This is a genomic window from Rugamonas sp. FW305-51, from assembly GCF_058786935.1.
Map to the genome: position 1 here is coordinate 35,209 of NZ_JBYSZG010000013.1, position 16,899 is coordinate 52,107.

Consider the following 16,899-nt stretch of genomic DNA (forward strand, 5'->3'; position numbering starts at 1 on the left):
CTCAGGTAGGAAGGACGGCTCATACCTTGAGCGCGTCCAGTAAATCGGTTTCCAGCTGCAGCTGCAGGCGGGCGTTGCTGAGGGCGGCGCCGTCGACCAGGAACACATCCTCGACCCGCTCGCCCAGCGTCATCACCTTGGCCGTGTGCAGGTTGATCTTGTACTTGGTGAGCACGTTGGCGATCGCGTACAGCAGGCCGGTGCGGTCGTTGGCCGCGATCGACAGCAGGTAGTACTGGCCCCGCTCGTCGGGCCGCAAATCGACCGTGGGCTGGATCGGGAAGCTGCGCGACAGGCGCGACAGGCGGCCCTTGCCGGGCGCCGGCAGCGCCGTCTGGGTGGTCAGCAGCTCGCCCAGTTCGTGCTCGATCAGGCTGATGATGTCGCGGTAGCTCTTGGCGAAGCTCTGCTCCGTGACTAGGAAGGTGTCGAGCGCGTAGCCATGGCGCGTGGTGTGGATCTTGGCGTCCAGGATGCTGAAGTTCTTGCGGTCGAAATAGCCGCAGATGCGGGCGAACAGGTCGGCCTGGTCGCGCACATAGACGGCCACCTGCAAGCCTTCGCCGATGGGCGCCAGGCGGCACTTGACGACCGGCTGGGCGCTGTCCATGCGGTTGTACAGGGCGCGCGTCTGCCAGGCGATGTCGGAGGCGTCGTGGCGCAGGAAGTAGGCCACGTCGAGCTGCTGCCACAGCGCCTCGTGGGCGTCCGGCGGCAGGCCGTACAGGCGCAGCGTGGCCAGCGCTTCCTGCTGGCGGTTCTTCAGTTCGCGGTCGGCCGAGTGGGGCTCGCCGCCCAGCACGCGCAGCGTGATGCGGTACAGGTCTTCGAGCAGCTTGGCCTTCCACGCGTTCCACACCTTGGGGCTGGTGCCGCGGATGTCGGCCACCGTCAGCAGGTAGAGCGCCGTCAGGTGCCGCTCGTCGCGCACCAGGGCGGCGAAGGCGGCGATCACGTCCGGGTCCGACAGGTCCTGCTTCTGCGCCACCTGCGACATGGTCAGGTGGTTCTCGACCAGGAATACCACCAGTTGCGTGTCTTCCTCGCTCATGCCGTGGTCGTGGCAGAACTGGGCCGCGTCCACCGTGCCGAGCTTGGAATGGTCGCCGCCGCGGCCCTTGGCGATGTCGTGGAACAGGGCGCCCACGTACAGCAGCCACGGTTGCGCGAAGTTGGCCATCAGCTGGCTGCAGAACGGGTATTCGTGCGCGTGCTCGGTCATGGTGAAGCGGCGCATGTTGCGCACCACCATCAGGATGTGCTGGTCGACCGTGTAGACGTGGAACAGGTCGTGCTGCATCTGGCCCACGATCTTGCGGAAGTTGGGCAGGTAGCGCCCCAGCACCGACAGGTCGTTCATGCGCCGCAGCGTGTGGATGATGCCCACCGGCGCCTGCAGGATGCGCAGGAACAGCGCGCGGTTGACGGGGTCCTGGCGGAAGCCGGCGTCGATCTTGAAGCGCTCGTGCCACAGCGCGCGCATGGTGCGCGAGGTCATGCCCTTGAGCGCGGGGCGCTCCGTCATCAGCAGGAAGATCTCCAGCATGGCCGACGGGGTGCGCTCGAACGTGTCGTCGTCGTTCATGTCGATGAAGCCGTTCAACTCGTTAAAGCGCGCGTTGATGGGCACGGCCACGCCCGACTGCGGGAACAGCCGTTCCTCGATGTTCTGCAGCAGGATGGTGTTGAGCTGGGTGACGGTCTTGGCGGCCCAGTAGTAGCGCTGCATCAGGTACTCGCTGGCGCGGCGCATGTTGATGCCGCTGCCGGTGGCCTGGAAGCCCAGCGTCTCGGCGATGGCCGTCTGCACGTCGAACACCAGGCGGTCCTCGCGCCGGCCCGCGTGCAGGTGCAATCGCACCCGGATGTCCTTGAAGGCGCGCTCCTTCTCCATCAGCTGCTTGGCCTCGGTCTGGGTGATCAGGCCCGAGGTGGCCAGCGTGCGCCACGAGTTGGCCAGCCCGGCCGCCTTGACCATCCACAGGATCACCTGCAGGTCGCGCAGGCCGCCCGGGCTTTCCTTGCAGTTCGGCTCCAGGCTGTAGGCCGTGTCCTCGTACTTGGCGTGGCGCTGGCGCATCTCGAGCATCTTGGCGTGGAAGAACGCTTGCGGGTCCATGGCCGCGTCGTAGCGCCGCTGCAGCTGTTCGAACAGGGGCAGGTCGCCGCAGATCAGGCGCGCCTCGAGCAGGCTGGTTTGCACCGTGATGTCGGCCTGCGACTCGGTCATGCACTCGTCCACGGTGCGGATGCTGTGGCCAATCTCGAGCCCCAGGTCCCACAGCAGCTGCACCAGTTCCTCGAGCTTGCCGCGGGTGTCGTCGTCGGGCGCCTGCGCCAGCAGGATCAGCAGGTCGACGTCGGAGTGGGGGAACAGTTCGCCGCGCCCGTAGCCGCCCACGCCCACCAGGGCGGTGTCGGGCGGCAGCGCGGCCGCGTGCCAGGCCTGGGTCAGCACGGCGTCCACGCTCTGGCGCAGGTTGCGCAGCAGCTTTTCGGGCATGCCGTCGGCCTGGAAGCCGGCGATGACGAGCTGGCGGTCGGCCTTGAGCTGGCGCTTGAGCTGCTCCCTGAGGTCCTTCTTCATCGCGGCGGCCGGCATCTGGCTTACGCTGCCACGGCGGCGCCGGTGATGAAGGCTGGCGGCGGCGGGCTGCCGGCCGACAGGGTCAGCACCTCGTAGCCGGTGTCGGTCACCAGGATGGTGTGCTCCCACTGGGCCGACAGGCTGCGGTCCTTGGTCTTGATGGTCCAGCCGTCGCCCATCTCGCGAATTTCGCGCTTGCCGGCGTTGATCATCGGTTCGATGGTGAAGATCATGCCGGCCTTGAGTTCCTCCAGCGTGCCGGGACGGCCATAGTGCAGCACCTGCGGCTCGGTATGGAACACCTTGCCGATGCCGTGGCCGCAGAATTCGCGCACCACGCTGTAGCCGGCCTTTTCCGCGTGCTGCTGGATGGCGTGGCCGATGTCGCCCAGGTGGGCTCCCGGCTTGACCTTGGCGATGCCCAGCCACATGCATTCATAGGTGATGTCCGACAGCCGCTTGGCCAGGATGGACGGCTCGCCGATGAAGAACATGCGGCTGTTGTCGCCATGGTAGCCGTCCTTGATGACGGTGATGTCGAGGTTGACCACGTCGCCGTTCTTGAGCACCTTGTCGCCGGGGATGCCGTGGCAGATCACGTCGTTGACGGAGGTGCAGATCGCTTTCGGGAACGGCGTGTAGCCGGGCGGGCAGTAGTTGAGCGGGGCCGGGATGGTGCCCTGCACGTTGACCATGTATTCATGGCACAGGCGATCCAGCTCGCCGGTGGTGACGCCGGCCTTGATGAAGGGGGTGATATAGTCCAGCACCTCGGAGCCCAGGCGGCCGGCCACGCGCATGCCGGCGATGTCTTCGGCGGTGTTGATGGTAATAGACATAGTGGATCGCAATCTGCAAAGTAAACGGAAAAAACGCAGGCGGCGAGCATGCCGAACGTCAGGTTCGTGCTCGCGGCGTGCAATACTGCGTGATTATAAACGAGGCGGCGCGCCCCGTGCGGACCGGGGCAGCGCCTGTGCGGCGCGCCGGCGGCGCGCCCGTAGGGAGGGGCGGGATCAGGCGGCGCGGCGCTTGGCCAGCCAGCCCAGCACGCCCAGGCCGGCCAGCAGCATGGCCCAGCTGTCCGCTTCCGGCACCGGCGGTGGTGACGGCGGCAACGGTGGTGGCGGTGGCAGGCCGACATGCACTTCGAACGGCGGGGCGGAATTGACAAATGCCGGCGGTGCGGCCACCGGCACCGGCGGCGCCAGTGGCACTTCGCGCGGCGCGAACACCGCCAATGGCGCCTCGGCCGGCGCCAGCACTACCGGCGCCGCGGCGGCCACCAGGATGGGGGCGCGGCCGCCGGCGCCGTCTTCCGCGGCATGGGCCACGGGCGCGGACGGACGTGTGATGCGGCTGATGTTGCCGCAGATCTTGGGTACCAGGATGCAGTGGTTCTCGGCGCAATAGACGGCCGCGCTTTCGCTGCGGCTCCTGGCCCACTTGTTGCGGGTCACGCTGTGGCACACGGAGGCGGCGCCGAAGTGCATGTCGCGGATGGCCGGGTCGTAGGCGCCGGTGCTGTCGCTGGTGATGGCGTCACGGGTGATGTTGACCATGTCGTCAGGCTGCTTGCTGGCGACGCGTTTTTTCAGTTCCGCCCGCACCGCCGGCGGCAGGTCGGTGTAACGGTCAATGGCGGCGTTCGCATTGCCCGTGTAGGGATTCACGCCTGGCCGGTCCCAGGAGCAGCTGGGCTGCACGGTGGACAGGGCGGCAAGCGTTACAGCGAGAGCGATGGACATGATGAGGTCTTCCCATTGTTATGCTGGTTTATAGTGTTCTGCAACTCGGTATTGCCATTACAGAACTATAGTTTTCCTAATGATAATACGTTCCGGCATTCAATTGCTGCTTTTTAAACCACACTCGCTAGAAATATTTCATCAAAATGACAGGAATTTTTCTTGACATGGGTAACATTAAAAAAAAGGCAAGCGTCGCCATGCGGGCGCCTGACGTCGCGCTTGATTAAGGAGGGGGTTTTGCGGTAGAATCTCGGGTTGCTTGAATTCGGTTTTGAGCAATGTTGTAAAAAAGGTGAGAATTTTTTAACTACACACGCGAATCCGGTCGACAAGGGTGCCTTCATGGTGACTGATCGGATTCCAGACCCAACCCTGGAGTTTATTATGTCCGTAACTATGCGCGAAATGCTGGAAGCCGGTGTCCACTTCGGTCACCAAACCCGTTTCTGGAACCCAAAGATGGCACCGTTCATCTTCGGTCACCGCAATAAGATCCATATCATCAACTTGGAAAAGACGATGGCTATGTATCAGGAAGCGATGAAGCACGTGAAACAGGTCGCTTCGAACCGTGGCACCATCCTGATGGTCGGCACCAAGCGTCAAGCCCGCGACATCATCGCCGCTGAAGCTCAGCGCGCAGGCGTTCCTTTCGTCGACCAGCGTTGGCTGGGCGGCATGCTGACCAACTTCAAAACGATCAAGACCTCGATCAAGCGCCTGAAAGACATGGAAGCGTCGATCGAAGATGGTTCCGTCGAGAAGCTGTCGAAGAAAGAAGCGCTGATGTTCCAACGCGAAATGGTCAAGCTGCAGAAGTCGATCGGCGGCATCAAGGAGATGGGTGGCGTTCCTGACGCGATCTTCGTCGTTGACGTCGGCTACCACAAAGGTGCGATCACCGAAGCGGCAAAACTGGGCATCCCTGTCATCGGCGTGGTCGATACCAACCACTCGCCAGAAGGCGTGAGCTATGTGATCCCAGGTAACGATGACTCCTCGAAAGCCATCATGCTGTACGCCCGCGGTGTGGCTGATGCCATCCTCGAAGGCCGTGCCGCTGCCGGCAACGAAGTCGTTGAAATGATCAAGGCTGCTGCTGGCGACGAGTTCGTCGAAGTGAACGAACAGGCATAATTGTCGGTTCGTCAGTAGCAAGGAAAAAGGGGTGGCAGCAGCTCCCCCTTTTTTTTAATGTCGTGGTCCGGGCGCTGGGCGCCGTACTGTGCGCCGCCCCATACCACAACCCCCACAGAATACAGGAGAAACACATGGCAGCGATTACTGCAGCGATGGTAGGCGAACTGCGCGGCAAGACCGACGCACCAATGATGGAATGCAAAAAAGCCCTGACGGAGGCCGATGGCGACATGGCCCGCGCGGAAGAGATCCTGCGCGTCAAGCTGGGCGGCAAAGCGTCCAAGGCATCGGCCCGCATCACGGCTGAAGGCGTGGTGGTGACCCATATCGCCAACGGCGTGGGCGCCCTGGTCGAAGTGAACTCGGAAACGGACTTCGTGGCCAAGAACGATGACTTCATGAACCTGGCCAACACGGCCGCCAAGCTGGTCGCCGAGCACAACCCGGCCGACGTGGCTGCCCTGCTGGCCCTGCCGGCCGGCGACGGCAAGACCCTGGACGAAGTGCGCTCGGCCCTGATCGGCAAGATCGGCGAGAACATGTCGATCCGCCGCTTCCAGCGTTTCGAGACGACGGCCAAGCTGGCTTCCTACCTGCACGGCAGCCGCATCGGCGTGATGGTGGAATTCGACGGCGCCGACGAGCAAGTGGGCAAGGACGTGGCGATGCACATCGCCGCCATGAAGCCGGTGTCGCTGTCGGCTGACCAGGTGCCTGCCGAACTGATCGAAAAAGAGCGCTCGGTGGCCAAGCTGAAGGCCGAAGAAGACGCGGCCAAGGCCGTGGCCGAAGGCAAGCCGGTGCAGTCGCCGGAAATCCTGGCCAAGCGCCTGGAAGGCTCCGTGCAGAAGTTCCTGAAAGAAGTGTCGCTGCTGAACCAGGCCTTCGTCAAGAACGACAAGCAGTCGATCGAGCAGATGCTGAAAGAGAAGGCGACCACCGTGAAAGCGTTCACCATGTTTGTGGTGGGCGAGGGGATCGAGAAGAAGCAAGACGACTTCGCCGCTGAAGTGGCCGCGCAAATGGCCGCTTCCAAAGGAGCGTAATGTGAAAACGGGCCGCGAGGCCCGTTTTTTTAGCCCGCCGTCCCGGCCACCCCGGCCTGCGGGCTTGTAACACCCCGGCACGGCGCAACGCGGTATCATCGCGTGCGTACACCGTCCGCCGGCAGTCAGACCCGAATAACCCCAATTAAGGAGCCCCAGCTCATGTCAAAACCAGCCTACAAGCGCGTCCTCCTCAAATTGTCCGGCGAGGCCCTGATGGGTGACGACCCGTACGGCATCAACCGCGGCACGATCGAGCGGATGGTGGCCGACGTGGCCGAGGTGGCGAAGATGGGTGTGGAACTGGCGATCGTCATCGGTGGCGGCAACATCTTCCGTGGCGTCGCGCCCGGCGCCCAGGGCATGGACCGCGCCACGGCCGACTACATGGGCATGCTGGCCACCGTCATGAACGCGCTGGCCCTGGCCGACGCCATGCGCCACGTGGGCATCACGGCGCGCGTCATGTCGGCCATCGGCATCGAGCAGGTGGTCGAGCCCTACGTGCGCCCGAAGGCGCTGCAGTACCTGGAAGAGGGCAAGGTGGTCGTGTTCGCCGCCGGCACCGGCAATCCCTTCTTCACCACCGACACGGCCGCCGCGCTGCGCGGCTCGGAAGTGAGCGCCGAGATCGTGCTCAAGGCCACCAAGGTCGACGGCGTCTACACGGCCGATCCCAAGAAGGATCCGCACGCCACCCTGTTCCACTCGATCACCTTCGATGAAGCCATCGCCAAGCACCTGCAGGTGATGGACGCCACCGCCTTCGCGCTGTGCCGCGACCAGAAACTGCCGATCAAGGTGTTCTCCATCACCAAACCCGGCGCGCTGATGCGCGTGATCATGGGCGAGGATGAAGGTACACTGGTGCACGTTTAAGTTTCCATCTACAGATAGTCCTACCCAAGATACAGGAGAGCAGCAATGTCCTTAGCTGACGTTAAAAAGAATGCCCAAGACCGCATGGTCAAGTCCCTGGAAACCCTGCGCGCGGACCTGGCCAAGGTCCGCACCGGCCGGGCCCACACCGGCATCCTGGACCACGTGATGGTCGAGTACTACGGCAGCCCCACGGCCCTGAGCCAGGTCGCCAACGTCAACCTGATCGACGCCCGTACCATCGGCGTGCAGCCGTACGAAAAGAAGATGGCCGCCACCATCGAGAAAGCCATCCGTGACGCCGACCTGGGCCTGAACCCGTCGTCGCAGGGCGACGTGATCCGCGTGCCGACCCCGCCGCTGACCGAAGAGCGCCGCAAGGAAATGGTCAAGCTGTGCAAGGGCGAGGGCGAGGACGCCAAGATCGCCGTGCGCAACATCCGCCGCGACGCCAACGAATCGCTGAAAAAGCTGGTCAAGGACAAGGCCTGCTCGGAAGACGACGAGCGCCGTGCGTCGGAAGAAGTGCAGAAGCTGACCGACAAGTTCATCGCCGACATCGACAAGATGGTGGCGGAGAAGGAAAAGGAAGTGCTGACGGTGTAAGCGGCCGCTGGCCTCAGTGCCGGGGTCAGACCCTGTATGGCCGCGCCGGCGACACCGGGCGCGGCCAGCGCGGGTCTGGCCCCTGTTGTGTTTTAGCGGTACAGCTGTAATACTTTATACTTTGGCATTAGTATTTTCATGAAATATACGAGTTCGACCACTGCTGTACCGGATGCGCCCGCCGTACCGCGCCATGTGGCCATCATCATGGACGGCAATGGCCGCTGGGCCACCAAGCGCTTCTTGCCGCGCGTGGCTGGCCACGTCAAGGGCGTGGAAGCGGTGCGTACCGTGGTGGAAGCATGCGCCCGCCGCGGCGTGGAATACCTGACCGTGTTCGCCTTCAGTTCCGAGAACTGGCGCCGGCCGGAAGAGGAAGTGTCGCTGCTGATGCGCCTGTTCGTCACGGCCCTCGAGCGCGAGGTGTCCAAGCTGCACGCCAATAACATCCGCCTCAAGGTGGTGGGCGATCTGCGCCGCTTCGACGACAAGCTGCGCGCCATGATCGCCTCGGCCGAACGCAAGACGGCCGCCAACACCCGCATGACGCTGACCGTGTGCGCCAACTACGGCGGGCGCTGGGACATCATGCAAGCGGTGGGCAAGATGGTGGCCACCCACCCGGGCGCCACCGACTTCACGGAAGAGCAGCTGGCGCCGCACCTGGCCATGGCCTACGCGCCCGAGCCGGACCTGTTCATCCGCACCGGCGGCGAGCAGCGCATCTCCAATTTCCTGCTGTGGCAGCTGGCCTACACGGAACTGTTCTTCACCGACACCTACTGGCCCGATTTTTCCATCGACAGCCTGGACGCGGCCATCGCGTCTTACCAGAACCGGGAGCGGCGCTTCGGCCGCACCGGCGACCAATTGGCAGAAAAGACAAGCTGATGCTCAAAACCCGGATCCTGACCGCTCTGGTCCTGCTGGCGGTACTGCTGCCGGTGCTGTTCTTCCAGTATTTCCCCGCCTTCGTGGTGGTGGCCACGCTGTTCTTCGGCGCCGCCATGTGGGAGGCGGGACGCTTGTTCGGCCTCAAGCTGGCGCCCCTGTTTGCCGCCGTGTGCGCGGCCGCCTTCGTGTACGGCATGTATCACGCCAAGCCGGGCGCCGTCGGCTCCCTGTTCGGCGTGTGCGCGCTGCTGTGGGCGATCCGCTTCGCGCCGTCGCTGGGCCTGGGCCTGCCGCCGCTGCAGGGCGCGGGCAACTGGACGCTGGGCGTGACCTTCGCCTTTGCCCTGTTCGGCTGCTTCTACGCCATCGTGGCCCTGTTCCAGCATTCGCCGGCCTTCCTGCTGTCGGCCATGGCGCTGGTGTGGGTGGCCGACATCGGCGCCTACTTCTGCGGCAAGGCCTTCGGCCGCCGCAAGCTGGCGCCCACCATCTCGCCCGGCAAGTCGTGGGAGGGCGCCCTGGGCGGCGCCGCCATCGTGCTGGTGATGGCCGCCGTCACCATCGTGGCCGCGCCGGCCGCGCCGTGGCTGCAGGACACCTTCGCCGTGCGCCTGCAGGCCAGGATGGGCTGGCTGGCCACGCTGGCCATCCTGCTGCTGCTGGTCGCCGCCAGCATCGCCGGCGACCTGTTCGAATCCCAGCTCAAGCGCCGCGCCGGCATGAAGGACAGCAGCCAGCTGCTGCCCGGCCACGGCGGTGTGCTGGACCGTATTGACGCCCTGATCCCGGTGCTGCCCATGGCGGCGCTGATCGGTTCCTGGCTGTGAAGGAAGTCGCTATGCAACGCATCACCATACTCGGCGCCACCGGTTCGATCGGCGTCTCCACGCTGGACGTGCTGGCCCGCCATCCCGAGCGCTATTCCGTCTACGCGCTGTCGGCCCACAGCCGGGTCGACGAACTGGCCGCCCAGTGCGAACAGTTCCGTCCCGCGCGCGCCGTGGTCGGCAGCGCCGCCGCCGCCGACCGCCTGGGCGCGCTGCTGCGGGCCAAGGGCTTGCGCACGGAAGTGGCGTGGGGCGAGCAAGCCCTGTGCGCCATCGCCAGCGCGCCCGAAGTGGACGCCGTGATGGCGGCCATCGTCGGCGCGGCCGGCCTGGCGCCCACGCTGGCCGCCGCCCGCGCCGGCAAGAAGGTGCTGCTGGCCAACAAGGAAGCGCTGGTCATGTCCGGCCAGCTGTTCATGGACGCCGTGCAGGACAGCGGCGCCGTGCTGCTGCCGATCGACAGCGAACACAATGCCATCTTCCAGTGCCTGCCGCATGGCTACGGCCGCGTCCCGGCCGCGGCCGGCGTGGCCAAGGTGCTGCTGACGGCCTCCGGCGGCCCGTTCCTGGCGCGCGCCGTCGACACGCTCGACGCCGTCACGCCGGAGCAAGCCTGCAAGCACCCGAACTGGGTCATGGGCCGCAAGATCTCGGTCGACTCGGCCACCATGATGAACAAGGGCCTGGAAGTGATCGAGGCCCACTGGCTGTTCGGCGCCCCGGCCGACCAGATCGAGGTGGTGATCCATCCGCAAAGCGTGATCCACTCGATGGTGTCGTACGTGGACGGTTCCGTGCTGGCCCAGCTGGGCAACCCCGACATGCGCACCCCGATCGCGCACGCGCTGGCCTGGCCCGAGCGCATCGCCTCCGGCGTGGCGCAGCTGGACCTGACGCAGATGGGCGCGCTGCAGTTCGAGCGGCCCGACCTGGTGCGCTTCCCCTGCCTGGCGCTGGCGTTCGAGGCGCTGCGCGCGGGCGGCACGGCGCCGGCCCTGCTCAACGCGGCCAACGAGATCGCCGTGCAAGCGTTCCTCGAGCTGCGCATCGGCTTCCGCCAGATCGACCGCGTGATCGCGCACGTGATGCAAACCGTGCCCCATGAAGCGGCCAGCAGCATCGCCGCCGTGATGGAGCAGGACGCGCTGGCCCGCGCCGCGGCCCACGCCTACATCGGCAGCCACGCAAAATGAACGCGCTCACGACGCTGCTGGCTTTTGTCGTCGCGCTGGGTTCACTGATCCTGTTCCATGAGCTGGGCCACTACCTGGTGGCGCGCTGGTGCGGGGTCAAGGTGCTGCGCTTCTCGATCGGCATGGGCAAGGTGGTGTGGTCGCGCCGCTTCGGCGCCGACCAGACGGAATGGGCCATCTCGGCGCTGCCGCTGGGCGGCTACGTCAAGATGCTCGACAGCCGCGAGCAGGACCTGAGTGCCCTGGCGCCGCAGGACCTGCGGCGCGAATTCACCCGCCAGAACGTGTGGCGCCGGATCGCCATCGTGGCCGCCGGCCCGCTGGCCAACTTCCTGATCGCCATCGTGTTGTTTACCGGCCTGTATATGGCCGGCGTGGCCGAGCCGTCGAGCAAGCTGGGCGCGCCGGTGGCCGGCAGCGCGGCCGAACAGGCGGGCCTGCGCCGGGGCGACCTGGTGGCCGGCGTCAACGGCCACGCCGTGAGCGGCTGGTCCGAGTTGCGCTGGCAGGTGATCCAGGCCGCCATCGACAAGCGCCCGGCGCGGCTGGACGTGGAGCGCCCGGGCATGGGCCGCTATGCGCCGGAACTGCCGGCGTCGGCGCTGGTCGCGCTGGACCTGGAGGGTGACGTGCTGGGCCACCTGGGCCTGACGCTGGCCCGTCCCGCGCCCGTGATCGACCAGGTGCTGCCCGGCGGCGCGGCCGCGCAGGCCGGCCTGCAGGCGGGCGACCTGATACTGAGCGTGGACGGCGCGGCGGTGGCCGACGGTCCCGCCTTCATCGAACGCATCCGTCCGGCCGGCGGCAGGACGGTGCGCATCGGCCTGCGCCGCGCCGGCCAGACGCTGGAACTGGCCGTCACGCCGGTGGCCGAAAAGGAAGGTAAGGGAACTGTAACAGTCGGTAAGATCGGCGCGATGGTGGCGCAGATGCCGGATATGATCGTCGTGCGGGCCGGGCCCGTGGCGGCGCTGGGCAAGGCGCTCGACAAGGTGTGGGACACCAGCGCCATGACGCTCAAGATGATCGGCAAGATGATCATCGGCGAGGTGTCGTGGAAGAACGTGACCGGCCCGATCACGATCGCCGATTATGCCGGCCAGACCGCACGGATAGGCGCGGCCAGCTACCTGAGCTTCGTCGCCTTCATCAGCATCAGTCTGGGCGTGATGAATTTGCTCCCCATACCCGTTCTAGATGGGGGGCTTTTGCTGTATTATTCGCTGGAAGTTTTGACCGGGCGCCCCGTGCCGGAGCGTTTTGGCGAGATAGCGCAACGCCTTGGTATCGGCCTGCTGGTCGGCCTGATGATGCTGGCGGTATTCAACGACGTGGCGCGCCTGCTGTAGCAGTACCTATGCCGCCGATGGCGCGGCCGGCGCAGCGTTGTGCAGAAGTGGTCCGATAATAAAAATGGTCCAACGAGTAGTCCAATGAGTAGTTCAATGAATTAGCCATCGATTTAGCCAATGAAATTACATTCTGACCGTATCGCCTCGCCTTCCTTTCGCCGCAGTCTGATCGGCGCCGCCGTCCTGGCCATGTGTGCCGGCAGCGCGCTTGCCATCGAACCCTTCACCGTCAAAGATATCCGCGTCGAAGGGATCCAGCGCACGGAAGCCGGTACGGTGTTCAGCTACCTGCCGGTGCGGGTCGGCGAGACCTTCAACGACGAGAAGAGCGTGGCCGCCATCAAGGCGCTGTATGCCACCGGTTTCTTCAAGGACGTGCGGCTGGAAGCGGACGGCAACGTGCTGGTGGTGCTGGTCGAGGAACGGCCCGCCATCGCCAAGGTGGAATTCACCGGCACCAAGGAATTCGAGAAGGACACGCTGGTCAAGGCCCTGAAGGACATCGGCGTGGGCGAGGCCAAGATCTTCGACAAGGCCTCGGTCGACCGCGCCGAGCAGGAGCTCAAGCGCCAGTACCTGTCGCACGGCCTGTACGGCGTCAAGATCACCACCACCGTCACCCCGATCGAGCGTAACCGCGTCAACGTGACCTTCGCCGTGGACGAGGGCGAGGTGGCCAAGATCAAGCAGATCAACATCGTCGGCAACAAGGTGTTCTCCGACAGCGAGATCAAGGAACAGCTGGCCCTGAACACGGGCGGCTGGTTCAGCTGGTACACCAAGGCCAACCAGTATTCCAAGACCAAGCTGACCGGCGACATCGAGTCGCTCAAGTCGTTCTACCTGAACCGCGGCTACATCGAGATGCAGGTCGAGTCGACCCAGGTCTCGATCACGCCCGACAAGAAGGACATCTACATCACCATCAACATCACCGAGGGTGAGCAGTACAAGGTGTCGGACCTCAAGTTCGACGGCGAGACCTTCGGCCGCGAAGCCGAGCTGCGCTCGCTGGTGCTGCTCAAGAAGGGCGAGATCTACTCGGGCGAGCGCCTGACGGCCACCAACAAGCTGATCTCGGACCGGCTGGGCACCTTCGGCTACGCCTTCGCCAACGTCAACGCCAATCCCGAGATCGACCGCGCCAAGCGCGAGGTGGCGTTCACCTTCTTCATCGATCCGGGCAAGCGCGCCTACGTGCGCCACATGAACATCGCCGGCAACACCACCACCCGCGACGAGGTGATACGGCGCGAGTTCCGCCAGTTCGAGTCGTCCTGGTACGACGCCAACAAGATCAAGCTGTCGCGCGACCGGGTCGACCGCCTGGGCTACTTCAAGGACGTCACCATCGATACGCCCGAAGCGCAGGGCACCTCCGACCAGGTGGACGTGAACCTGACGGTGACGGAAAAGCCGACCGGTAACTTCCAGATCGGCGGCGCGTTCTCGCAGGCCGAAAAGTTCACCTTCCAGGCCGCCATCCAGCAAGCCAACTTCGCCGGCAGCGGCACCACCGTGGGCCTGGAACTGAACACGAGCAAGTACAGCCGCACCATCTCGTTCTCCGACACCGATCCGTACTACACGGACGACGGCGTGTCGCGCTCGTTCTCGGTCTACCTGCGCACGCAGCAGCCGCCGGCGCTCAACGTGGGCAGCTATACCATCCGCCAGCAGGGCGGCACCATCAACTACGGCGTGCCGTTCTCGGAAACGGATACCGTGTTCTTCGGCATCGGCGCCGAGCGCTCGCGCATCGACACCGACAGCACCAGCCCGGCCCGGTTCAAGAATTACGTCACCAGCCTGACCGGCGCCGCCGACGGCGTGGGCAGCGCCGTCACCAACGCGCTGCCGCTGACGGCGGCCTGGGCCCGCGACAGCCGCGACAGCGCCATCACCCCGACCATTGGCCGCTACCAGCGCGCCAACCTGGAACTGGACGTGGCCGGCCAGCAGAAATACTACCGCGCCGTCTACGAGCAGCAGTGGTACAAGCCGCTGCACCCCAAGGTCACGCTGGCGCTCAAGGGCGAGATCGACTTCGGCCACGGCATCGGCCACAATCCCTACCCGGTGTTCAAGACCTTCTACGCGGGCGGCATCGGTTCCGTGCGCGGCTACCTGAGCTCCTCGCTGGGCGCGGTGGACCCGGTCAACTTCGACGCGCTGGGCGGCGCCGAGCGCCTGATCGGCAACGCCGAGCTGCAGATGCCGTTCCCCGGTTCGGGCACCGACCGCAGCCTGCGCTGGTTCGGCTTCCTCGACACGGGCCAGGTCTACCAGGAAGGCCAGAAGATGCGCGCTTCGGAACTGCGCTATTCTACCGGTCTGGGTATCAGCTGGATTTCGCCGGTCGGTCCGCTCAAGTTGAGTTATGCTAAGCCCCTGAATGCCAAGCCGGGCGACCGCCTGGAACGCTTCCAGTTCCAGATGGGTACCGGCTTCTGACGCCGAACCAGACACATAATTGCCACGGAGAATTAAGTTGAAGACTGCATCCGCTACCTTGACCAAGTATCTTGCCGTGCTGGCGTTGGGCTGGTGCGCCGCCGGGGCGCAAGCCCAGGCGCAGGCACCGTCGGCGGTCCAGATGTCGCGCATCGCCTGGCTCAGCCCGGAACGCATCTATAACGAGTCCAAGCTGGCCAAGCTGGCCGGCGAGAAGCTGGCCGAGGAATTCAAGTCGCGCGACAAGGCCGTGCAGGAAATGGCGGCGCGCCTGAAGACGGCGTCCGAAAAGCTGGACAAGGACCTGCCCACGCTGGTCGAGCCGGAACGGGCCAAGCGCCAGCGCGAACTGTTTGAGCTGGACAAGGAATACCAGCGCCGCAACCGCGAGTTCCGCGAAGACCTGAACCAGCGCACCAACGAGGAACGGGCCGCCATCTCGGAGAAGGCGACCAGGATCATCAAGCAGCTGGCCCAGGTGGAAGGTTTCGACATCGTGCTGCAGGACGCCGTGTGGGCCAGCCCGCGCATCGACATCACCGACAAGGTGCTGGCCGCGCTGGACAAAGACAAATAAGCCTAACCATTAAGATTGGAACACCCCGATGGGCACTCGACTAGGAGCATTGGTCGAACGCTTGGGCGGCCAGCTGGTCGGCGATCCCAACCTGGAAGTGACGGGGATCGCACCGCTGACGGACGCCGGCGTTTCGCACATCAGCTTTCTGAGCAATAGCAAGCTGCGCGCGCAGGCCGCGCACAGCCAGGCGGCGGCCCTGATCGTCTCGGCCGCCGACGACGCCTACATCGCCGCCGGTTACGCCGGCGCGCGTATCGTCACCGCCAACCCCTATGTGTATTTCGCCCGCGCCGCCCAGTATTTCGCGTCGCTCGACGAAATCGTGCCGGCCGCCGGCATCCATCCCTCGGCCAGCGTGGACGGCTCCGCGCAGGTGGCCGCCAGCGCCCACATCGGCGCCCAGGTGACGGTGGAGGCGGGCGCCGTGATCGGCGAGGGCGCCGTGATCGACGCCGGCTGCTACATCGGGCGCGAGGCCGTGATCGGCGCCGCCACCCACCTGTTTGCCAACGTGACCTTCCACGCCCGCTGCCAGATCGGCGCGCGCGGCATCATCCATTCGGGCGCCGTGATCGGCACCGACGGCTTCGGCTTTGCCAACGAGGGCGGGGTCTACATCAAGATTCCGCAGACGGGCCGGGTGATGATAGGGGACGACGTCGACATCGGCGCCAACACCACCATCGACCGCGGCGCGCTGGCCGACACCGTGATCGAGGATGGCGTCAAGCTCGACAACCAGATCCAGATCGGCCATAACTGCCGCATCGGCGCCCACACGGCCATGGCCGGCTGCGTCGGCGTGGCCGGCAGCGCCATCATCGGCAAGTACTGCACCTTCGGCGGCGCGGCCATGGTGCTGGGGCATTTGACGATTGCCGACCGGGTCCACATTTCCTCGGGCAGCATGGTATCGCGCTCCATCCTCGAACCGGGCCAGTACACGGGTTTCTACCCGCTGGCCAAGAACGCCGAATGGGAAAAATCGGCCGCCATCGTGCGCAACCTGGCCACCATGCGCGACAAGATCCGCGCACTGGAAAAAACAATTAAAACACTGACGAACCAAGACGAATCATGACTACTACCGCTACCGTAACTTCCGAGTCCACCTGCACCAAGAAGTGCCTGGACATCCACGCCATCAAGCAATACCTGCCGCACCGCTATCCGATGCTGCTGGTGGACCGCGTGCTGGACTGGGAATCGGGCAAGACCATCACCGCCATCAAGAACGTGACGGCCAACGAGGAATTCTTCAACGGCCACTTCCCCCACAAGCCGGTCATGCCGGGCGTGCTGATGATCGAGGCGATGGCGCAGACCGCCGCCATCCTGTCGTTCCTGACCATGGACGTGAAGCCGGACGAGAACTCGGTGGTCTACTTCGTGGGCATCGACAACGCGCGCTTCAAGCGGCCGGTGGAGCCGGGCGACCAGCTGGTGATGAACGTCGAGATCGTGCGCGTCTCGCGCGGCATCTGGAAATACAAGGCCGTGGCCAGCGTGGACGGCCAGACCGCCGTCGAAGCTGAACTGATGTGCACCATCCGCAGCGCGGCCGACGCCAGCCAGCCAGCAGGGAAGTAA

15 protein-coding genes are annotated in these 16,899 nt (G+C 65.0%); 12 read left to right on the forward strand and 3 right to left on the reverse strand.

Going from position 1 to position 16,899, the window contains the following annotated elements; genetic code table 11:
• Positions 1 to 19: 19 nt before the first annotated feature.
• The 3 genes from AC3WOS_RS11390 to AC3WOS_RS11400 all read right to left on the reverse strand — a co-directional run bounded on the left by AC3WOS_RS11390 (position 20) and on the right by AC3WOS_RS11400 (position 4,335).
• Positions 20 to 2,587 (reverse strand): [protein-PII] uridylyltransferase, encoded by a 2,568-nt coding sequence (locus AC3WOS_RS11390; RefSeq protein WP_492716057.1) that lies wholly within the window; start codon positions 2,585 to 2,587, stop codon positions 20 to 22.
• A gap of 20 nt (positions 2,588 to 2,607) precedes the next feature.
• Positions 2,608 to 3,426 carry a type I methionyl aminopeptidase gene (gene map / locus AC3WOS_RS11395; RefSeq protein WP_492716058.1) on the reverse strand — a complete coding sequence of 273 codons (819 nt, stop codon included), beginning with the start codon at positions 3,424 to 3,426 and terminating at the stop codon, positions 2,608 to 2,610.
• 177 nt (positions 3,427 to 3,603) lie between these two features.
• Entirely contained in the window at positions 3,604 to 4,335 is a 732-nt protein-coding gene (locus tag AC3WOS_RS11400; RefSeq protein WP_492716059.1) for an MHFG family PEP-CTERM protein, read from the reverse strand.
• Between the two features lie 387 nt (positions 4,336 to 4,722).
• On the opposite strand from AC3WOS_RS11400, the gene rpsB reads away from it, so the two are divergent.
• The 12 genes from rpsB (at position 4,723) to fabZ (ending at position 16,899) form a co-directional block, all read left to right on the forward strand.
• A complete protein-coding gene (gene rpsB / locus AC3WOS_RS11405) occupies positions 4,723 to 5,475 on the forward strand; it encodes a 30S ribosomal protein S2 (RefSeq protein ID WP_492716151.1) in 753 nt (250 codons plus the stop codon).
• Positions 5,476 to 5,609: 134 nt separating this feature from the next.
• Positions 5,610 to 6,524 (forward strand): translation elongation factor Ts, encoded by a 915-nt coding sequence (gene tsf, locus AC3WOS_RS11410; protein WP_492716060.1) that lies wholly within the window; start codon positions 5,610 to 5,612, stop codon positions 6,522 to 6,524.
• 162 nt (positions 6,525 to 6,686) lie between these two features.
• Positions 6,687 to 7,403, forward strand: coding sequence for a UMP kinase (pyrH, locus tag AC3WOS_RS11415; protein WP_492716061.1), 717 nt, complete (start codon positions 6,687 to 6,689; stop codon positions 7,401 to 7,403).
• Positions 7,404 to 7,448: 45 nt separating this feature from the next.
• A complete protein-coding gene (gene frr / locus AC3WOS_RS11420) occupies positions 7,449 to 8,009 on the forward strand; it encodes a ribosome recycling factor (RefSeq protein ID WP_492716062.1) in 561 nt (186 codons plus the stop codon).
• 138 nt (positions 8,010 to 8,147) lie between these two features.
• Positions 8,148 to 8,900, forward strand: a complete 753-nt coding sequence (gene uppS / locus AC3WOS_RS11425; RefSeq protein WP_492716063.1) for a polyprenyl diphosphate synthase — start codon at positions 8,148 to 8,150, stop codon at positions 8,898 to 8,900.
• On the forward strand, positions 8,900 to 9,730 hold the full coding sequence (locus AC3WOS_RS11430) for a phosphatidate cytidylyltransferase (protein WP_492716064.1): 831 nt from the start codon (positions 8,900 to 8,902) through the stop codon (positions 9,728 to 9,730). The genes uppS and AC3WOS_RS11430 overlap by 1 nt, the downstream gene beginning before the upstream one ends.
• Positions 9,731 to 9,741: 11 nt before the next feature.
• Positions 9,742 to 10,923, forward strand: a complete 1,182-nt coding sequence (gene ispC / locus AC3WOS_RS11435; protein ID WP_492716065.1) for a 1-deoxy-D-xylulose-5-phosphate reductoisomerase — start codon at positions 9,742 to 9,744, stop codon at positions 10,921 to 10,923.
• The gene (gene rseP, locus AC3WOS_RS11440; protein WP_492716066.1) at positions 10,920 to 12,272 is read left to right on the forward strand and encodes an RIP metalloprotease RseP; all 1,353 of its coding nucleotides are present in this window, start codon (positions 10,920 to 10,922) and stop codon (positions 12,270 to 12,272) included. The genes ispC and rseP overlap by 4 nt, the downstream gene beginning before the upstream one ends.
• 120 nt (positions 12,273 to 12,392) lie before the next feature.
• On the forward strand, positions 12,393 to 14,729 hold the full coding sequence (gene bamA / locus AC3WOS_RS11445) for an outer membrane protein assembly factor BamA (protein WP_492716067.1): 2,337 nt from the start codon (positions 12,393 to 12,395) through the stop codon (positions 14,727 to 14,729).
• Positions 14,730 to 14,766: 37 nt separating this feature from the next.
• Positions 14,767 to 15,306, forward strand: a complete 540-nt coding sequence (locus AC3WOS_RS11450) for an OmpH/Skp family outer membrane protein (protein ID WP_492716068.1) — start codon at positions 14,767 to 14,769, stop codon at positions 15,304 to 15,306.
• 28 nt (positions 15,307 to 15,334) lie between these two features.
• Positions 15,335 to 16,390 (forward strand): UDP-3-O-(3-hydroxymyristoyl)glucosamine N-acyltransferase, encoded by a 1,056-nt coding sequence (lpxD, locus tag AC3WOS_RS11455; protein WP_492716069.1) that lies wholly within the window; start codon positions 15,335 to 15,337, stop codon positions 16,388 to 16,390.
• Positions 16,387 to 16,899, forward strand: a complete 513-nt coding sequence (fabZ, locus tag AC3WOS_RS11460; RefSeq protein ID WP_492716070.1) for a 3-hydroxyacyl-ACP dehydratase FabZ — start codon at positions 16,387 to 16,389, stop codon at positions 16,897 to 16,899. The genes lpxD and fabZ overlap by 4 nt, the downstream gene beginning before the upstream one ends.

Excerpts from the sequence above, each read along its gene's own strand:
- AC3WOS_RS11390 (WP_492716057.1), bottom strand. The coding sequence starts at position 2,587 with ATGAAGAAGGACCTCAGGGAGCAGCTCAAGCGCCAGCTCAAGGCCGAC.
- map (WP_492716058.1), bottom strand. The coding sequence starts at position 3,426 with ATGTCTATTACCATCAACACCGCCGAAGACATCGCCGGCATGCGCGTG.
- AC3WOS_RS11400 (WP_492716059.1), bottom strand. The coding sequence starts at position 4,335 with ATGTCCATCGCTCTCGCTGTAACGCTTGCCGCCCTGTCCACCGTGCAG.
- rpsB (WP_492716151.1), top strand. The coding sequence starts at position 4,723 with ATGTCCGTAACTATGCGCGAAATGCTGGAAGCCGGTGTCCACTTCGGT.
- tsf (WP_492716060.1), top strand. The coding sequence starts at position 5,610 with ATGGCAGCGATTACTGCAGCGATGGTAGGCGAACTGCGCGGCAAGACC.
- pyrH (WP_492716061.1), top strand. The coding sequence starts at position 6,687 with ATGTCAAAACCAGCCTACAAGCGCGTCCTCCTCAAATTGTCCGGCGAG.
- frr (WP_492716062.1), top strand. The coding sequence starts at position 7,449 with ATGTCCTTAGCTGACGTTAAAAAGAATGCCCAAGACCGCATGGTCAAG.
- uppS (WP_492716063.1), top strand. The coding sequence starts at position 8,148 with ATGAAATATACGAGTTCGACCACTGCTGTACCGGATGCGCCCGCCGTA.
- AC3WOS_RS11430 (WP_492716064.1), top strand. The coding sequence starts at position 8,900 with ATGCTCAAAACCCGGATCCTGACCGCTCTGGTCCTGCTGGCGGTACTG.
- ispC (WP_492716065.1), top strand. The coding sequence starts at position 9,742 with ATGCAACGCATCACCATACTCGGCGCCACCGGTTCGATCGGCGTCTCC.
- rseP (WP_492716066.1), top strand. The coding sequence starts at position 10,920 with ATGAACGCGCTCACGACGCTGCTGGCTTTTGTCGTCGCGCTGGGTTCA.
- bamA (WP_492716067.1), top strand. The coding sequence starts at position 12,393 with ATGAAATTACATTCTGACCGTATCGCCTCGCCTTCCTTTCGCCGCAGT.
- lpxD (WP_492716069.1), top strand. The coding sequence starts at position 15,335 with ATGGGCACTCGACTAGGAGCATTGGTCGAACGCTTGGGCGGCCAGCTG.
- fabZ (WP_492716070.1), top strand. The coding sequence starts at position 16,387 with ATGACTACTACCGCTACCGTAACTTCCGAGTCCACCTGCACCAAGAAG.